Origin of the sequence: Pseudomonas sp. YNh, assembly GCF_037993085.1 — a bacterium.
In the GTDB taxonomy this organism is placed as follows: domain Bacteria; phylum Pseudomonadota; class Gammaproteobacteria; order Pseudomonadales; family Pseudomonadaceae; genus Aquipseudomonas; species Aquipseudomonas putida.
Genome location: NZ_JBBMRJ010000014.1, coordinates 50,924 through 67,401, shown reverse-complemented (window position 1 = coordinate 67,401; position 16,478 = coordinate 50,924). Strand labels below are relative to the sequence as shown.

The following is a 16,478-nucleotide window of genomic DNA, read 5'->3' as shown; positions in this document are numbered from 1 at the left end:
AAGCCCTGTCATTCTTCTGCTTCGGGTACTCCATGAACGCATTACGCAGCCTGATCCAACGCCAGATGCAGAGCGGCGCCTTGTACGCCGTGCTGGCCGCCCTGGGCTTCAGCTTCAAGGCGATTTTCGTCAAGCTCGCGTACGCTGCCGGGCCGGTGGACGCCATCAGCCTGCTGGCGATGCGCATGGGGCTGGCGCTACCGTTGTTCGCCTGGCTCGTATGGGCCAGTAGCCAAGGCAGCGCCCCGCTCAAACTGGGCGACGGTTTGCGTGTGTGCTTGCTTGGGCTGCTGGGTTATTACCTGGCCAGCCTTTTCGACTTTTATGGTTTGCAGTACATCAGCGCCGGGCTCGAGCGGCTGATCCTGTTCACCTACCCGACGCTGGTGCTGGTGTTCCAGGCCATCGCCCTGCGTGAGCGGCCAAGCCTGCGCACCTTGTCGGCCATGGGCCTGTGCTACCTGGGGCTGGGCATCGCCTTCGTCCACGACGTCAGTGTCGCCGGGGTTGGCCAACAGGTGGTGCTGGGCTCGCTGTGGGTGTTCGCCAGTGCGGTGACCTACGCGCTGTATTATTCCGGCACCGGGATGATGCTCAAGCGGATGGGCTCGATGCGCCTGGCCGGGCTGTGCGGCACCGCGTCGTCGCTGATGGTGCTGGCGCATTACCTGCTGGTGGCACCGGTCGGGCAGCTGTGGCAGTTGCCGGGCGCGGTGTGGGCCAACGCCGGGTTGATGGCGGTGTTTTCCACGGTATTGCCGATCTACTGGGTGGCGCTGGCAATCCAGCGGCTCGGGCCGACTCACACTGCGGCAGTGGGCAACCTGGGGCCGGTGCTGACGGTGTTGGCGTCATGGGCACTCTTGAGTGAAGAGATTTCGCTGTACCAGGTCATCGGGCTGGCAGTGGTGCTGTTTGCCGTGTCGCGGCTCAAGCCGCAAAGCAAGAAGAAAGCCGAGATAGCCACAGCGACCGAACCGGCACGGTCTCTGTAGGAGCGGCCTTGCCGGGACGCTCCTGCGAAGAGCGCACCCGACAAATCATCAGAGCACCCGCTTGATCAACGGCTCCAACCGGCTAAAACGCAACCGCCGCAGAAGCTTGCGTACTTCCTTGGGGTGTTCGGCCTTCACCCCCAAGGCCTCTGCCGAGGCAATCTTCGGCGCATGCCGGCGTAGCTCGGTCAGCTCCGCTTCCCGTGGCGCCAGCCATTGCCCTTGCGGGTCATCGATCAGCAGGCCGTTTTCCAGGTCCAGGTTGAACCCGCGCGGGTTCAGGTTGTTCCCGGTCAGCAGCGAATAGCGCTGGTCGGCCCACACGCCCTTGGCATGGAAGGTATGCCCGGGATCGTTCCAGATCCGCACTTGTAGCTGGCCGCTGGCAATCGCCGCATGGCGGCGTCGGGCGAAGGCACGCAGGTTGTCTTCGTACAGATAAGGCAAGGCGCCACTGGCACTGAACGGCTCACCCGGGGCGATATAGAAGTCGTTGGCCGTGCGGTCACCGACGATCAGCTCGACGTGCACCCCCCGCTCCAGCGCATGGTCAAGCTCGCGCATGACCACACGCGGCGGGTTGAAATACGGCGTACTGATGATGAGTTGCGTGCGCGCCGCCGCCAACAGGGCGCACATTGCCCGGTTCAACGGGTTGCCACGGCCCACGCCCAGCAGCGGAATCACCCGCAACCCCTGCCCTGCCACGCTGGCTGGTGCCTCGTAGGCCATGCGCCGCAACCGCGCTCGCAAGCGCCGGATATCGCCGCGCAGGCTTCGGGTGGCAGGTTGTGCAGGCAAGTCGAGGCGTGGTGTGGCGGTGTGGTGCAACAGGCGCTGTACCAGGTCGACCATGGCGTCGGCAAGCCCCGGCGACTGGAACAGGTGGTAGCGGTCCAGGCGATAGCGGTCGAAGCGGTGCAGGTAGACGTTGTTCAGGCTGGCGCCGGTGTAGATCACGCAATCGTCGATGATGCTGCCCTTCAAGTGCAGCACGCCGAACAGCTCGCGGGTCTGCACCGGTACCCCGTGAATGACGATATCCAGCCCGCGCAACTGGCGCTGGGCCTGATACCAGGCAGCGTTACCCGGCTGACGCCCGCCCCCCAGCAGACCACGGCGGGCACGGAACCAGTCGACCACGATGGTGATTTCCAGGCCTGGCCGCTCGGCCTTGGCCTGGTACAAGGCATCCAGCACTTCCTGGCCGGCCTCGTCTTCCTGCAGGTACAGTGCGACGATGACGATGCGCCGGGTCGCGGTGCGGATGCGCTCGAGCAGGCAGGCGCGGTATGCCTTGGCATCGGGCAGCACCTGGATCGACTCGGGCGATATGGCGTAGCCTGGCAATGCCGCCAGCATGGATTCGGGGTTCACGAACGATCACCTTCTCTGTGCAATCACTGTCGGCCCTGCCAGCCGGCGGGGCCATTCCTGGCCGCTGCGCCCGGGGTGTAAGATCAACCCGGCAACGACCTATAACAACAAGAACCACGCGAGGCTGTATTTCTTTCTGCCCCTGACGAACTCTGCCTCAGCTTGCACAGGAACAGCGCAATGGTCCACCCCGCTTCTACAAACCTGTCGCCGTCTATTGTAAAGAGTTGTTCCGTAAAGACCTTCGGCTTTCTGATTTTGCCCAATTTCACCACCATCGGCCTGGCGTCGGCGGTGGAAACCCTGCGCATGGCCAACCTGGCCGCGCGCAAGCCTCTGTTTCGCAGCGTGCTGATTGCCGCGGACGAGGCACCCGTGGTCGCCAGCAACGGCATGCGGGTACTGCCCGACTACAGCATCGCCAACGCTCCGGAGCTGGACACGTTGCTGGTGGTCGGCGCCAACCCGATCGACCGTGGCCGTAGCAGCCGCCCGCTGATCGACTGGTTGCGCAAGCTGGCCCGCCAGCACCTGCCATTGGGCGGTATCTGCACCGGTAGCTACTTGCTGGCCAAGGCCGAACTGCTCAAAGGCTACCGCTGCACCATCCACTGGGAAGACCTGCCGACATTGCAGGCGCACTTCCCCGGCATTGTCATTTCCAGCCAGCTGTTCGAACTGGACCGCGACCGTTATACCTGCTCGGGCGGTGTGGCAGCCATGGACATGATGCTGCAACTGGTGGCCCGCGAACCCGGGGGCCAGGACATTGCGGCCAAGGCGGCAGAGCTGTTGCTGTGCGACCGGGTGCGGGGCGAGCGCGATCGCCAGCGGGTACCGCTGCGCACCCTGCTTGGCAGCGCCCAACCCAAGCTGAGCCAGGTGGTGGCGATCATGGAGGCCAACCTGGAGGAACCACTGGGGCTCGAGGAGCTTGCCAGCCTCAACGAGGTGACCGTGCGCCAGCTGGAGCGGCTGTTCCACAAGTACCTGCAGCGCACGCCCAGCCAGTATTACCTGGAGCTGCGGCTGTCGCGGGCGCGGGAGTTGCTGCTGCGCAGCGATGTCCAGGTGCGCGAGGTGGCGCTGGCCTGCGGGTTCAGCTCGCCGGCGCATTTTTCCAAGAGTTACAGCCGGTTCTTTGGCTTGTCACCGCTGGGGGAGCGACGGCAGGCTTCGCTGCATTAATTCAAGTTTTTACTGGTTTTACCGGCCTCTTCGCGGGCATGCCCGCTCCCACAGGGACACCACAGTGCTCGAATGTGTGGGGTTCCTGTGGGAGCGGGCATGCCCGCGAAAAGGCCGGTACAGGTTAGTTAATCCTCCAGGGCGGAATGTGCGGTCTCCCGACACATCAGCATGGCTACCAGTGCCACCAGTGCTGCTGCCAGCAAATACCCCGCCGGCGCCAGCTTGCTGCCAGTCACCTGAATCAGCCAGGTAGCAATGAACGGTGCAGTCCCGCCAAACAGCGCGTTGGCCACATTGAAGCTGAGGGCAAACCCACTGAAGCGCACCCGGGTCGGGAAGATCTCGGCCAGCAGGCACGGCAAGGTTCCGTCGTTCATTGCCAGTATCGCCCCGAAGCAAATCTGGATCGCCAGGATGACCAGCAGCGGTTGCCCGTCAAGCAGGCGGAACAACGGCACGGTCAGCCCCAGGAACAACAGCGAAGCCACCACCAGCATGGTCTTGCGGCCAAACCGGTCGGACAGCCGCCCCATCAGGAAGATCAAGCCAATATAAGTGGCGAGCGATACTGTCGAAGCAATGAATGAATCCCGCTCGCTCATGCCCATTTCACTGGACAGGTAGGTCGGCATGTAGCTGAGCAGCAGGTAGAACGCCACCGCGTTCAGGCAAGTAACGCCAATGCCGATGGCCAGGCTGCGGCGGTGCTGGCCCAGCAGCTCGCGCAGCGGCGTCGGGCCCATGCCGGCCTTGTGTTCCAGGCGCTGCTCCATCTCCAGGAACTTGGGCGTGTCCTGCAGGCTCATGCGGATATAGCGCCCCACCAGGCCGAACGGCGCCGCCAGCAGGAACGGCAGGCGCCAGCCCCATTCATGCAGGGCTTCGCTGCTGAGCAGTTCGTGCAGTACCGCCACGAACGCCGCACCAAACAGCAACCCCGCTGCCGTGCTGGCCGGCACGATACTGGTGTACAGGCCACGCCGGCCGGGCGGCGCGTATTCGGCCAGGAACGCCGCAGCACCGGCGTACTCGCCCGACGCAGAAAAACCCTGCACCAGGCGGATCAGCAACAGCAGCGCCGGCGCCCACAAACCGATTTGCGCATAACCAGGCAGCAGGCCGATGCAGAAGGTCGATACCGACATGATCAGGATCGACCACGACAGTGCGTTGCGCCGACCATGGCGGTCGCCAAAGTGCCCCCAGACGATACCGCCTAGCGGGCGGACCAGGAACGACAGGGCAAACACGGCGAAGGTTGCCAGCAGGCCGGTGCTCTTGTCGGTCTGCGGGAAGAAGGTGGCGGCGATGATGGTGGCCAGGTAGCCGTAAGCGGCGTAGTCGAACCACTCGACGAAGTTGCCCATGAAACTGGCCCGGGCGGCCTTGCGCAGGGCCTGGCGTTCGGCGTTGTGTGCGGGACCGGCGACGGCGGATGGGTCAAGTGTGGTGCTGGACATGACGGGTACCCTCTGGTTCTTTTAATTGGAGGCAGGGTCTGGTGGTCATACAGTGATATTTTTGTTGTCCGGGTTGGCCTCATCGCCGGCAAGCCAGCCCCCACACGGGACTCCACAGGCATTGCATGCTGTGCAGTATCTGCAAGGCGCTGGCTTGCCGGCGATGAGGCCAGCTGCGGTCTTTATTTGCGAATGATGTTGTGCTCCGGCCCATACGGGAACCTGGTGATGTTCTCGGCGCCGTTGTCATTGACGATCAGGATGTCATGCTCGCGGTACCCGCCCGCCCCCGGTCGCCCCTCGGGCAGCATGATCATCGGTTCGATCGACACCACCATGCCAGGCTCCAGCACCGTGTCGATGTCTTCGCGCAGCTCCAGCCCCGCTTCGCGGCCGTAGTAGTGGCTCAAGGTGCCGAACGAGTGGCCATAGCCAAAGGTGCGGTACTGCAGCAGGTCGTGGCGCAGGAAGATTTCGTTCAGTTCACGGGCGATGTCGCTGCAGCGCATGCCTGGACGTACCAGTTTCAACCCAGCCTCGTGCACCTCCACGTTGGCCTGCCAAAGGCGCAGGTATTGATCCGGGCAATGGTCGAGGAACAGTGTGCGCTCCAGCGCGGTGTAGTAGCCAGCGATCATCGGGAAACAGTTGAGGCTAAGGATTTCACCCTTGCCGACGCGACGGCTGGTCACCGGGTTGTGCGCGCCATCGGTGTTGAGCCCTGACTGGAACCAGGTCCAGGTGTCCATCAGCTCCGCATCGGGGAAGCGCCTGGCAATTTCACGGACCATCGCCTGGGTGGCATGCAGCGCTACTTCATACTCCGGCACCTGCTCGCGCAGCGCCTCGACCACCGCCGCACCGCCAATGTCGGCCACCTGCGCACCGTGGCGGATCAGCGCCTGCTCCTCAGCCGACTTGATCATGCGCATGCGCATGCACGGCGCGCCAATGTCCAACAACTCGGCTTTGGGGTAGCAGGCGGCCAGCTTGGCGTGGTTCTGCAGGTTGAGGTGGTCGTGTTCGACGCCGATGCGCGAGGCCAGCGGCAGCGCCTGCTGGATGGCAACGAAGTAGTTGTCGCGTTGCCAGTCGGTGTAGACGATGTTGTCAGTGCCGACCGTGCGCCGCCAGGGCTGCCCGCCATCGATATTGGCGCTGATCGAGACGACTTTGTCCTGGGTGATCACCAGCGCATACGGGCGGCCGAACGAGCAGTAGAGGAAGTCGCTGTAGTAGTTGACGTTGTGATACGACGTGAAGATCGCCGCTTCAATGTCCTGCTCGGCCATGTAGGCCCGCAGCCGGGCGTGGCGGGCTGCATATTCCTGCGCCGAAAAGGTCGGCTGCACCTTGTCGCCATTGCGGATTTTCAGGGTCTTGGGCATTTGCATGGTCGGGGTTCCTTGTCGTTGTGAGCACGCTGTTCAGGCCGGCCGCCTGAGAAGCATTGCAACAGAACCGACGAGGACGCTTTTGTATCTATCCGACCTGGAATTGGCGGGATCACCAGGGCCAAGGGGCTGCTCTGCAGTCCATTCGCGGGCTTGCCCGCTCCCACAGGATTTTCACCGCCTTGAGAGGCTGCGCTGTACCTGTGGGAGCGGGCAAGCCCGCGAATGGGGCGCAACGCGCCCCCCGCAACACCGTTACTTCAGGTCAAAACGATCCAGTTCCATGACCTTCTGCCAGGCGGCCACAAAGTCCCGCACGAACTTGTCACCCCCATCACTGCTGCCATACACCTCGCTCAACGCCCGCAGCTGGGCATGCGAACCAAACACCAGGTCAACCCGGCTACCACTCCACTTCACCTGCCCGGTCTTGCGGTCGCGGCCTTCGAAGGCCTCGTTGTCCGCCGAGGTCGGCTTCCATTCCACGCCCATGTCCAGCAGGTTGCGGAAGAAGTCGTTGCTCAGGGTGCCGGGCTTGTCGGTGAACACGCCCTGCTTGCTGCCGCCATGGTTGGCGCCCAGCACGCGCAGGCCGCCAATCAGCACGGTCAGCTCCGGCGCCGTCAGCGTCAGCAACTGGGCCTTGTCCAGCAGCAGCTTCTCAGCCTTGACGCTATAGCGGGCCTTGGTGAAGTTGCGGAAGCCATCGGCCAACGGCTCCAGCACGGCAAACGACTCGACATCGGTCTGCGCCTGAGACGCATCGACGCGGCCCGGGCGGAACCCTACGCTGCCCGTGTAACCGGCGTCCCTGGCGGTTTTTTCAACGGCTGCAGTACCGGCCAGCACGATCAGGTCGGCCAGAGAAACCTTCTTGCCGCCGTTGTTGAACTCGCCCTGGATCTTTTCCAGCGCCGCCAGCACCTTATCTACACCCTGGTTTGCAGCCCAGTCCTTCTGCGGTGCCAGGCGCAGGCGGGCGCCATTGGCCCCACCGCGCTTGTCGGAGCCACGGAAAGTCGACGCGGATGCCCACGCGGTGGAGACCAGTTCGCCCACGCTCAAGCCCGAAGCCAGGATCTTGGTCTTGAGATCTGCGATGTCTTGCTCGCTGATCGTGGCTGGGTCTGCCTTGGGCAACGGGTCTTGCCACAGCAACTCTTCGTTGGGCATTTCCGGGCCCAGGTAACGGGCCAGCGGGCCCATGTCGCGGTGGATCAGCTTGTACCAGGCACGGGCGAAGGCATCCGCCAGCTGGTCCGGGTTGTCCTTGAAGCGACGGGCGATCGGCTCGTAGAGCGGGTCGAAACGCAGCGCCAGGTCGGAAGTAAGCATCGACGGTGCGTGTTTCTTGCCCGGATCGTGGGCATCCGGCACGGTGCCTGCGCCTTTGCCCTCTTTCGGCCGCCACTGGTGCGCACCGGCCGGGCTCTTGGTCAATTCCCACTCAAAGTTGAACAGGTTGTTGAGGTACTCGTTGCTCCACTTGGTCGGGGTAGAAGTCCAGGTCACTTCCAAGCCGCTGGTGATGGTATCCCCGCCTTTGCCGGTACCAAACTTGTTGGGCCAACCCAGGCCCTGCAGCTCAAGGCCCGCAGCTTCCGGCTCGGGGCCGACGTTGTCCGCAGGGCCGGCACCGTGGGTCTTGCCAAAGGCGTGGCCGCCGGCGATCAGCGCCACGGTTTCTTCATCGTTCATGGCCATGCGGCCAAAGGTTTCACGGATGTCCTTGCCCGAGGCCACGGGGTCGGGGTTACCTTCCGGGCCTTCCGGGTTCACGTAGATCAGGCCCATCTGCACGGCGGCCAGCGGGTTTTCCAGGTTCCGCTCGGCCGACAGGTCACGATTCTGTTCTTCGCCGTGCTTGGCCGGCTCGGCCACCAGGTCACCCTGGCCTGGCGGCTGGGCCTTGACCTGTTCCTTGCCGTAGCGGGTATCGCCGCCCAGCCAGACCTTTTCCGAGCCCCAATACACATCTTCGTCCGGCTCCCACACATCGGCGCGCCCGCCAGAGAAACCGAAGGTCTTGAAGCCCATGGATTCGAGGGCAACGTTACCCGTGAGCACGATCAGGTCGGCCCAGGAAATCTTGTTGCCGTATTTCTGCTTGATCGGCCACAGCAGGCGCCGGGCCTTGTCGAGGCTGACGTTGTCCGGCCAGCTGTTCAAAGGGGCGAAACGTTGCTGGCCAGAACCCGCGCCACCCCGGCCATCGCCGATGCGGTAGGTGCCCGCGCTATGCCAGGCCATGCGGATGAACAACGGACCGTAGTGGCCGAAGTCGGCGGGCCACCAGTCCTGCGAGTCGGTCATCAAGGCGGTCAGGTCTTGCTTCAGGGCCTGGAAGTCGAGGCTCTTGAACGCCTTGGCATAATCGAAGTCCGGATCGGGGCTGGATTTCGACGAATGCTGGTGAAGAATGCGAAGGTTGAGCTGGTCAGGCCACCAGTCACGGTTGGTGGTGCCGCCACCTGCGGTTTGATGGAACGGGCATTTCGATTCGTTCGACATCTGCGGGTACCTTTGGGTCGGTTATCCAGATTTCCGGTCTATGCCAGGTGTTCTTTCAGCCGAGCGTGTGGGCTCGTGCTACCCCTCATCAGGTCTACACGGGGCCACGGGAAAGACTAGACGAGCTTGGGCAGAGTTCTAATAGAGTGGCTGTTAGGGGTTGATAGGCTGGCTCTGTCAGGTTTGCTTGTGCTGGCCTCTTCGCGGGTGAACCGCTAAGAGGCCGGCACATTCATACAAGGCAAGCAAGCCAGCGGCGTGCTTCAATACACCGCCAAGCCCTCTATATCCGGAACCTGAGCCCAATGAACCGCAACGACCTGCGCCGCGTCGACATGAACCTGCTGGTGCTGTTCGAAGCCCTGATGATCGAACGCAACCTGACCCGTGTCGGTGAAAAGCTGTTCATCACTCAGTCCACCGTCAGCGCCGCCCTCGCCCGCCTGCGCGAGCTGTTCGACGACCCGTTGCTGATCCGCAGTGGCCGGGCCATGGAACCCACGCCAAGGGCCCTGCAGATCTTTGCCGAACTGGCGCCAGCGATGGACGTGATTTCCGCCGCCATCAGCCGCGCCCGCGAATTCGACCCGGCCAGCAGCTGCAATGTGTTCCGCCTGGGCCTGTCGGACGATGCCGAGTTCGGCCTGTTCCCGGCCTTGCTGCAGGCCCTGCGCGAAGAAGCCCCGGATATCAGTGTGGTGGTGCGCCGGGCCAACTTCCTGTTGATGCCAGGCCTGCTGGCCAGCGGCGAAATCTCGGTAGGTGTGAGCTACACCACCGACCTGCCAGCCACGGCCAAACGCCGCAAGCTGCGCGACATCGGCGTGCGCGTGCTGCGCGCCGACGACCGCCCCGGCCCGCTTACCCTCGACGAATACTGCGCGCGCCCGCATGTGATGGTGTCGTTCTCCGGCGACATGAGCGGCAACATCGACCTGGACCTGGCGCGCATCGGCCGTTGCCGCAAGGTGGTGCTGGCGGTGCCGCAGTTCGGCAGCCTGCGCGCCCTGCTGCGCAACACCGAGCTGATTGCCACCGTGCCGGACTACGCCGCCTGCGCCCTGGCCGACGACGGTAGCCTGCGCGCCGACCCGGCGCCGTTCGACATCACCGAGGCCGAACTGTCGATGGTCTGGAGCGGCGCCCAGGACAACGACCCGGCCGAGCGCTGGCTACGCGAACGCATCCTGCAGTTCATGGCCCGGTAGCTAATCACTCACTTCTTGCGCTGCATCCACGCCGCGCCCAGCCCACTGAGGCAGATCACCGAAATACCCACCAGGCTCAGGGTATCCGGCACCTGCCTGTAGATAATTACCCCCAGCAGCCCGGCAAACACGATCTGGCAATAGCTGAACGGCGCCAGCAACGCCGGGGCTGCATGGCGGAAAGCCTGGGTCAGCAGCAGGTGTGCAGTCATGCCAAAGCCACCCAGCGCCAGCATCAGCAGCGCATGGTCCCAACGCGGCGTCTCCCAGAAGAACGGCACCAGCGCACTCATCGCCAAGGTGTTGCACAGCCCTGCATAGAAGTTGCTGGTGGTCGGGCTGTCATGGGCTGCGAGGATGCGCGTCAGCAACTGATAGAAGCAGAAGCCCAGCGCAGAGCCGAACGGGTACAGGATTGCCGGGGTGAACATCGCTCCACCCGGGTGCACCACCACCAGCACGCCGATAAAGCCCATCACCACCGCCACCCACTGCCCCACCGTCACCCGTTCTTTCAACAAAGGTGCCGATAACGCGGTGACCAGCACCGGGGCAAGAAAGTTGACCGCAGTGGCCTCGGCCAGCGGCAGGTATTGCAGGCCAGTGGTAAACAGCAGGCTGGTGCTCAGCAGGCTCAAGGCCCGCAGCGTCTGCAACACCGGGCGGCGCGTACGCAGCACGTTAAGGCCTGACTTGGGCAGGAAGATGCCGGCCATCAGCAGCGTATGCACCACGTACCGGGCCCACACCACCATGACGATCGGGTACAGGCCGCCGAGGAATTTGGACAAGGCATCGTGGCTGGCAAACAGCAACGTCGCCACCACCACCAAGGCGATGCCGCGCAGGGGTTGGTTGACGCCGGACAGCGGTGTACTGGAACTCATGGCTCTCTCGATGACGGCGCGCCAGCAGGCAAGCCCAGGGAAGGCCGCACAGGCGTGGCCTGGCGGATGCGACTGCTCGAATTCTAGAAGAGATGCCGCAGCATAAGGAAGTTCATTTGCCGCTTGTCCACGCCGGCTGCAATTACTGTTCGCTGATCGACCACTTTGTGCCTTGAACGCATGGCCCGCGCCTCGCTGATCACCCACCATCGAGTGCGAACCCTGCACACCCTACAAGGAATTTACATGCAAAGGCTCACCACCCGTAGCGGTCTGGACCTGCCAGCAATCGGCCTGGGCACCTGGCCAATGACCGGCACCGAATGTACCCAGGCCGTGCACCAGGCGCTGGACGTGGGTTACCGGCACATCGACACTGCCACCGCCTACGAAAACGAAGCGGCCGTTGGCCAGGCCCTGCGCGACAGCGACGTGCCACGCGAGCAGATCCACCTCACCACCAAGGTGTGGTGGGACCGCCTGGAGCCCAAGGCCATGCGCCAGTCGCTGGAAGACAGCCTGCGCGCCCTGGGCACCGAGCAGGTCGACCTGTTCCACATTCACTGGCCCGGCAAGGACTGGGACCTGGCACGCAGCATCGACACCTTGGTAGCGCTGCGTGACGAGGGCAAGGCGCGCCACATTGGTGTGGCCAACTTCCCGCTGGGCCTGCTGCGCCAGGTGGTGGAAATCCTGGGGGCGCCGTTGTCGGCGATCCAGGTGGAATACCACGTGCTGCTCGGCCAGCAACCGCTGCTGGACTATGCCCGCCACCATGACCTGTTGCTTACCGCCTACACCCCGCTGGCCCGCGGCCAGGCGGCGGCGCAGCCGGTGATCCAGGCGATTGCCCGCAAGCACGGCGTGCTGCCCAGCCAGGTGGCGCTGAAGTGGTTGCTGGACCAGGACGGTGTGGCGGCGATTCCAAAGGCCAGTAGCCGCGAGAACCAGCTGGCCAACCTGGCAGCATTGAACGTGCAACTGGACGACGAGGATCGCGCGGCGATTGCCCAGTTGCCGAAAGATCAGCGGGTGGTGAGCCCGCCGTTTGCGCCAGACTGGAATAGCTGAAATTCGTAAGCGCGACACGGACCTTGTGGGAGCGGGCGTGCCCGCGAAGAAGCCAACTCGGTGGCTGGCACCGGCTGCGCCGGTGTTCGCAGGCATGCCCGCTCCCACAAGGATTGCACAAGCTCTTAAAATTTGAGCAAGACAATTACCCCCACAATGGGCTGCGTGAGCCGTCAGCCTGGCGTAATGACCTGCTTCAACCGCTCACTTGCCGGTGCCGGCCGCCCGTACAGGTAGCCCTGGAAATGCGAGCACCCTTCCGCCGCCAGCCGGCGCATCTGCTCTTCCGACTCCACCCCCTCGGCCGTGGTCTTGATCATCAGGCTGTTGGACAGGTCGGTAATGGCACGGATGATCGACATCGCCTCACGGCTTTCGCACATGTCATGCACGAACGACTTGTCGATCTTGATCCGGTCGAACGGGAACGACCGCAGGTAGCCGAGCGATGAATAGCCGGTGCCGAAATCGTCCAGCGAAATGGACACGCCCAGGTCTTTCAGCGCGCGCAAGGTGCGCACGTTTTCCTCGCTGTTACCCAGCAGCACCGACTCGGTGATTTCCAGTTCCAGGCGCTGCGCCGGCAGGCCCGAGTCGGCCAGGGCCAAGGCCACAACCTGCACCAGGTTGGCATTCTTGAACTGCACCGGCGACAGGTTGACCGACACCGTCTGCTCGCTGTCCCAGCTGGCCGCTTCCTGGCAGGCCAGGTTCAAGGCCCGGGTGCCCAGCTCATGAATCAACCCGGTTTCCTCGGCAATGGGGATGAAGTCCATGGGCATCACCATGCCACGGCTCGGGTGCTCCCAGCGCAGCAAAGCCTCGTAGCCAGTGATGCAATGGGTCTGCTGGTCGACCACCGGTTGGTAGTGCAGTTGCAGCTGGCCCAGGTGCAGCGCAGTACGCAGGTCGGTTTCCACCAGGCGGCGCTGGCGGGCTGCAACGTCCAGTTCCACCTCGAAGCACTCGTAGCGGTTTCGCCCGTTGCGCTTGGCCTCGTACAGCGCCATGTCGGCATAGCCGAGCAACTGCTCGGCCTGGTCATTGTCATCGGGGGCAATGGCAACGCCGATGCTCACCCCCACCGTGAACTGGTGGCCTTCGATCTGGAACGGCGGGCAAATGGCATTGATCAGGCGCTGCGCGGTGTTGCACGCGGCATCGCGGCCATCAAGCCCGGTCAGCACCACGGCAAACTCGTCACCGCCCAGGCGGGCCAGGGTGTCGTGTTCACGCAGCTCACGGCGCAGGCGCTTACCCAACTCACGCAACAACTTGTCGCCGAAGGCATGGCCCAGGGAATCGTTGATGTTCTTGAAGTTGTCCAGGTCCAGGCACAGTGCAGCGGTCAGCTTGGCGTTCTCGCTGCCACGCACCAGCGCTTGGCGCAGGCGTTCGTTGAACAGCGTGCGGTTGGGCAGCCCGGTGAGCGCGTCATGGTGCGCCATGTGGTGGATCTGCGCGTGAGCGGCCAGTTCCTCGGTGGCATCTTCGGCAACAAACAGCACGTAATCAGCCTGGCCTTCGCGGTTCTGGCTGAGCAAGGTACGGCTGCGCAGGGTACGCGGGCCACGGGCGGTGTCGACCCGGGTCTCGGCAGCATGGCCCTTGGTGCTACGGGCACCACGGGCCAGTTGCTGCTCAAGGTAGTCGGCAGCCGCCGGGCTCAGGCACTCGCCAGGCAGTTGGCCGATCATGCTGCGCTCTGGCCCGCCGAACAGGCGCTCGGCCTGCTGGTTGGCCAGCAGGATACGCTGGCTTTCCAGGTCCTGGACGATGACGCTGGCGGGGATATTGGCAATGACCGAATCCAGGAACTGCGAAAGCTTGGCCATTTCCTGGCTGTACTGCTCGGCCAGTTCCTTGGCCTGCAGCAGCTCCAGCTCCTGACGGCGGCGTTCGGAAATGTCGCGGGTAACCTTGGCAAACCCCACCAGTTGGCCGGCATCGTCGTACACGGCGTCGATCACCACATGGGCGTGGAAGGCCGAGCCATCCTTGCGCAGGCGTGAACCGATCTCTTCAAAGCGCCCGGTGCTGCGCGCCTGCTCCAGGTTATGCGCGGGCAACCCGGCGGCGCGCTCGGCATCGGTGTAGAACAGAGAGTAATGCTGGCCGACGATTTCCTCGGCGTGGTACCCCTTGGCACGCTGAGCGCCGGGGTTCCAGTTGGCGACGACACCTTCGGGGGTGAGCATGTAGATGGCATAGTCCACCACACTCTGAATCAATAGCCGGTACATGATGTCGGGGCTTGCGACTAACGACATGAACTTTACCTGAACCTTCGAAGCGCATGAAAAGGGACCCCGGCAAGCAGTGGCCGGGTTTTTGAAAGCGTTGATGGCATTATGCCGCTCATGACGATTTTGTGAAGTAGCTCACAAAAATGTCGCTATTCCTCTTCAAGGACGAACGAAGGCGGGCAAGCCCTCAATGGCGGGCGCCGCTTACCAGGAAACTGAGCAGGTCCGGTTCATCAGCCAGGGCAATGGCCTGCGCCGGGCGCGACAGGTTCGCCAGCACGGCCTTGCAGAACGCCACGGCCGGGGCATCATGTGCGTAGCACCGCAGCAACCAGTCGCCCTCGCCGCCCAGCAGCTGCAACGCCACCGCCTGGCCGATGCCCTGGCGGCGGTACTTTTTCAGGATGAACAGGTCAGCCAGTTCCAGCGCTTCGATGCCCGGCAATTCGCTGCGTTCCACCAGTACGAAGCCGGCGATGAAGCCGTCCGCCAGCACCAGGTAGGCGCCCCAGCCGTCGTCCTGCCAGTAGCGGTGCAGGTGCTCGTCGTGGATATAGAAGCGGCCGTCCACTTCGACGTCCTCCTGCTCCCAGTCGGAGGACTCGTAGGAATAGAACTGGTAGAGGTTGCGGATCAGCGGGGCCTGGTCAGCGGTGGTTGGCAGCAGCGCAATGGGCAGCATGGGGTGGGGCTCAGGCAAAAGGTCGATTCTAGATCACCGGGCCTAACAGCAAAAAGCCCGGGCCCTCCCCGCACGGAAAGGCCCAGGCAAAAACACAGCGAAAAATGGTCAGCATTTTGGGGGCGCTGTGCGCCCCTTTCGCGGCCTTGTGCCGCGAACGGGCTGCACAGCAGCCTCAACGGTTTCAGCCTTCCTGCAACGCACGCGGCCGGTGGCTGCGTGCCTCGGCCTCCACCGCCGTGGCCCCCTGCAGGTGGAAGTCGAACGCCAGTTCGGCAAAACGCGCGCCTTGAACGCCGCGGTCACGCGCCGCCGCAGCATCCTCGACAAAACGCAGCTCGCCGATCAGCCCGTCACGGGTGGCGTAGGCAAAGTCGTCCCACAGGTACTTGTCACCCTCGAAGTTGATCTGCGTGGTCAGATGGCGGTGCCCGGGTGCCGAGATGAAGAAGTGCACATGCGCCGGGCGCTGGCCATGACGCCCGAGCAAGTCCAGGCATTCCTGGGTCGGGCCCTGCGGGTCGCAGCCATACCCCGATGGCACGATGGAGCGCGCACGGTAGCGGCCCTCGGCATCGGTGATGATGCGGCGGCGCAGGTTGTACTCGGACTGGGTCGAGTCGAAGTACGAATAAGTACCTTGGGTGTTGGCGTGCCAGAGGTCGACGGTGGCGCCGGCCAGCGGCTTGCCTTCGGCGTCGAACACCTGGCCTTTCAGGAACATCACCACCCCTGGGTCGGTGCCGTCGTCCATGCGCGCTTCGCCTTGTACCAGCGGCGCCCCGGCGACATACAGCGGGCCTTCGATGGTACGCGGGGTGCCGCCACCCAGGCCGGCTTCGGCATCCTTGGCGTCCTGCAGCAGGTCGAGGAAGTGCTCGATGCCCAGGCCTGCAGCCAGCAGGCCGGCTTCGTTACGGCCACCCAGGCGGTTGAGATAATCAATGGCGTGCCAGAACTCGTCTTCGGTGATTTCCAGGTCTTCGACCAGGCGCGCGGTGTCTTGCAGCACACGCAGGATGATCTGCTTGAAGCGTGGGTTGCCTTCGGCGTGGTCCAGGCCCGCCACTTTATTGAAGAAGGCTTGAATGTCGGCAGTGTGGGAAATTTTCACGGTCATCGGGCGTACCTCATATTGTTCTTGTCAGGTAGACAGGTGCGTATCAGCGGTCGTCGCTGTGGATCGACGAGGGATGCCGGCACAGGCCGTCGACCTCGATGTCCATGTACGGGAACAACGGCAGTTGCATCAGGGTGTCGTGCAACGCCTCGACGCTGGGCACATCGAACACGCTGTAGTTTGCGTAGTGCCCGGCAATGCGCCACAGGTGGCGCCAAGTCCCTTCACGTTGCAGGCGCTGGGCCAGTTCCTTTTCATCGGCCTTGAGCTGGGTAGCCTTGGCCGGGTCCATGTCCACCGGCAGTTTCACGGTCATCTTCACGTGGAACAGCATGA

The 16,478-nt window shown here is 63.6% G+C and carries 13 protein-coding genes; 4 read left to right on the top strand and 9 right to left on the bottom strand.

The window, feature by feature from the left end:
• Window positions 1–32: 32 nt before the first annotated feature.
• On the top strand, window positions 33–995 hold the full coding sequence (locus WF331_RS16020; RefSeq protein WP_340623090.1) for a DMT family transporter: 963 nt from the start codon (window positions 33–35) through the stop codon (window positions 993–995).
• Between the two features lie 48 nt (window positions 996–1,043).
• Here WF331_RS16020 and pssA read toward each other — a convergent pair whose 3' ends face one another.
• The gene (pssA, locus tag WF331_RS16015; protein WP_016499215.1) at window positions 1,044–2,372 is read right to left on the bottom strand and encodes a CDP-diacylglycerol--serine O-phosphatidyltransferase; all 1,329 of its coding nucleotides are present in this window, start codon (window positions 2,370–2,372) and stop codon (window positions 1,044–1,046) included.
• A gap of 180 nt (window positions 2,373–2,552) precedes the next feature.
• On the opposite strand from pssA, the gene WF331_RS16010 reads away from it, so the two are divergent.
• A complete protein-coding gene (locus WF331_RS16010; protein WP_016499214.1) occupies window positions 2,553–3,560 on the top strand; it encodes a GlxA family transcriptional regulator in 1,008 nt (335 codons plus the stop codon).
• Window positions 3,561–3,688: 128 nt separating this feature from the next.
• Here the strand turns inward: WF331_RS16010 and WF331_RS16005 are convergent, their stop codons facing one another.
• The 3 genes from WF331_RS16005 to katG form a co-directional block, all read right to left on the bottom strand.
• A complete protein-coding gene (locus tag WF331_RS16005) occupies window positions 3,689–5,023 on the bottom strand; it encodes an MFS transporter (RefSeq protein ID WP_340623089.1) in 1,335 nt (444 codons plus the stop codon).
• Between the two features lie 182 nt (window positions 5,024–5,205).
• Complete coding sequence (locus WF331_RS16000) at window positions 5,206–6,417, bottom strand: M24 family metallopeptidase (RefSeq protein WP_284360679.1); 1,212 nt, start codon at window positions 6,415–6,417, stop codon at window positions 5,206–5,208.
• Window positions 6,418–6,672: 255 nt separating this feature from the next.
• Window positions 6,673–8,928, bottom strand: coding sequence for a catalase/peroxidase HPI (gene katG, locus WF331_RS15995; RefSeq protein WP_340623088.1), 2,256 nt, complete (start codon window positions 8,926–8,928; stop codon window positions 6,673–6,675).
• Between the two features lie 305 nt (window positions 8,929–9,233).
• On the opposite strand from katG, the gene WF331_RS15990 reads away from it, so the two are divergent.
• Window positions 9,234–10,136, top strand: a complete 903-nt coding sequence (locus WF331_RS15990) for a LysR family transcriptional regulator (RefSeq protein ID WP_028613150.1) — start codon at window positions 9,234–9,236, stop codon at window positions 10,134–10,136.
• 8 nt (window positions 10,137–10,144) lie between these two features.
• Here WF331_RS15990 and WF331_RS15985 read toward each other — a convergent pair whose 3' ends face one another.
• Window positions 10,145–11,023, bottom strand: a complete 879-nt coding sequence (locus WF331_RS15985; protein WP_016499209.1) for a DMT family transporter — start codon at window positions 11,021–11,023, stop codon at window positions 10,145–10,147.
• Window positions 11,024–11,269: 246 nt separating this feature from the next.
• Between WF331_RS15985 and WF331_RS15980 the strand changes: the two genes are divergently transcribed.
• Window positions 11,270–12,094 (top strand): aldo/keto reductase, encoded by an 825-nt coding sequence (locus WF331_RS15980; RefSeq protein ID WP_340623087.1) that lies wholly within the window; start codon window positions 11,270–11,272, stop codon window positions 12,092–12,094.
• A gap of 173 nt (window positions 12,095–12,267) precedes the next feature.
• Here WF331_RS15980 and WF331_RS15975 read toward each other — a convergent pair whose 3' ends face one another.
• The 4 genes from WF331_RS15975 to catC all read right to left on the bottom strand — a co-directional run bounded on the left by WF331_RS15975 (window position 12,268) and on the right by catC (window position 16,476).
• Window positions 12,268–14,364: a putative bifunctional diguanylate cyclase/phosphodiesterase gene (locus tag WF331_RS15975; protein ID WP_016499207.1), complete on the bottom strand. Its 2,097-nt coding sequence runs from the start codon at window positions 14,362–14,364 to the stop codon at window positions 12,268–12,270.
• A 163-nt stretch (window positions 14,365–14,527) separates the two neighbouring features.
• Window positions 14,528–15,022, bottom strand: coding sequence for a GNAT family N-acetyltransferase (locus WF331_RS15970; protein WP_016499206.1), 495 nt, complete (start codon window positions 15,020–15,022; stop codon window positions 14,528–14,530).
• A gap of 184 nt (window positions 15,023–15,206) precedes the next feature.
• A complete protein-coding gene (catA, locus tag WF331_RS15965) occupies window positions 15,207–16,142 on the bottom strand; it encodes a catechol 1,2-dioxygenase (RefSeq protein ID WP_016499205.1) in 936 nt (311 codons plus the stop codon).
• Window positions 16,143–16,185: 43 nt separating this feature from the next.
• Entirely contained in the window at window positions 16,186–16,476 is a 291-nt protein-coding gene (catC, locus tag WF331_RS15960; protein ID WP_016487549.1) for a muconolactone Delta-isomerase, read from the bottom strand.
• Window positions 16,477–16,478 lie beyond the last annotated feature (2 nt).

What these genes read in the sequence shown, in the direction of transcription:
- WF331_RS15990 (WP_028613150.1), top strand. Translation starts at nt 9,234, where the DNA reads ATGAACCGCAACGACCTGCGCCGCGTCGACATGAACCTGCTGGTGCTG.
- WF331_RS16020 (WP_340623090.1), top strand. Translation starts at nt 33, where the DNA reads ATGAACGCATTACGCAGCCTGATCCAACGCCAGATGCAGAGCGGCGCC.
- WF331_RS16005 (WP_340623089.1), bottom strand. Translation starts at nt 5,023, where the DNA reads ATGTCCAGCACCACACTTGACCCATCCGCCGTCGCCGGTCCCGCACAC.
- WF331_RS15970 (WP_016499206.1), bottom strand. Translation starts at nt 15,022, where the DNA reads ATGCTGCCCATTGCGCTGCTGCCAACCACCGCTGACCAGGCCCCGCTG.
- katG (WP_340623088.1), bottom strand. Translation starts at nt 8,928, where the DNA reads ATGTCGAACGAATCGAAATGCCCGTTCCATCAAACCGCAGGTGGCGGC.
- WF331_RS16000 (WP_284360679.1), bottom strand. Translation starts at nt 6,417, where the DNA reads ATGCAAATGCCCAAGACCCTGAAAATCCGCAATGGCGACAAGGTGCAG.
- WF331_RS15985 (WP_016499209.1), bottom strand. Translation starts at nt 11,023, where the DNA reads ATGAGTTCCAGTACACCGCTGTCCGGCGTCAACCAACCCCTGCGCGGC.
- WF331_RS15975 (WP_016499207.1), bottom strand. Translation starts at nt 14,364, where the DNA reads ATGTCGTTAGTCGCAAGCCCCGACATCATGTACCGGCTATTGATTCAG.
- catC (WP_016487549.1), bottom strand. Translation starts at nt 16,476, where the DNA reads ATGCTGTTCCACGTGAAGATGACCGTGAAACTGCCGGTGGACATGGAC.
- catA (WP_016499205.1), bottom strand. Translation starts at nt 16,142, where the DNA reads ATGACCGTGAAAATTTCCCACACTGCCGACATTCAAGCCTTCTTCAAT.
- WF331_RS15980 (WP_340623087.1), top strand. Translation starts at nt 11,270, where the DNA reads ATGCAAAGGCTCACCACCCGTAGCGGTCTGGACCTGCCAGCAATCGGC.
- WF331_RS16010 (WP_016499214.1), top strand. Translation starts at nt 2,553, where the DNA reads ATGGTCCACCCCGCTTCTACAAACCTGTCGCCGTCTATTGTAAAGAGT.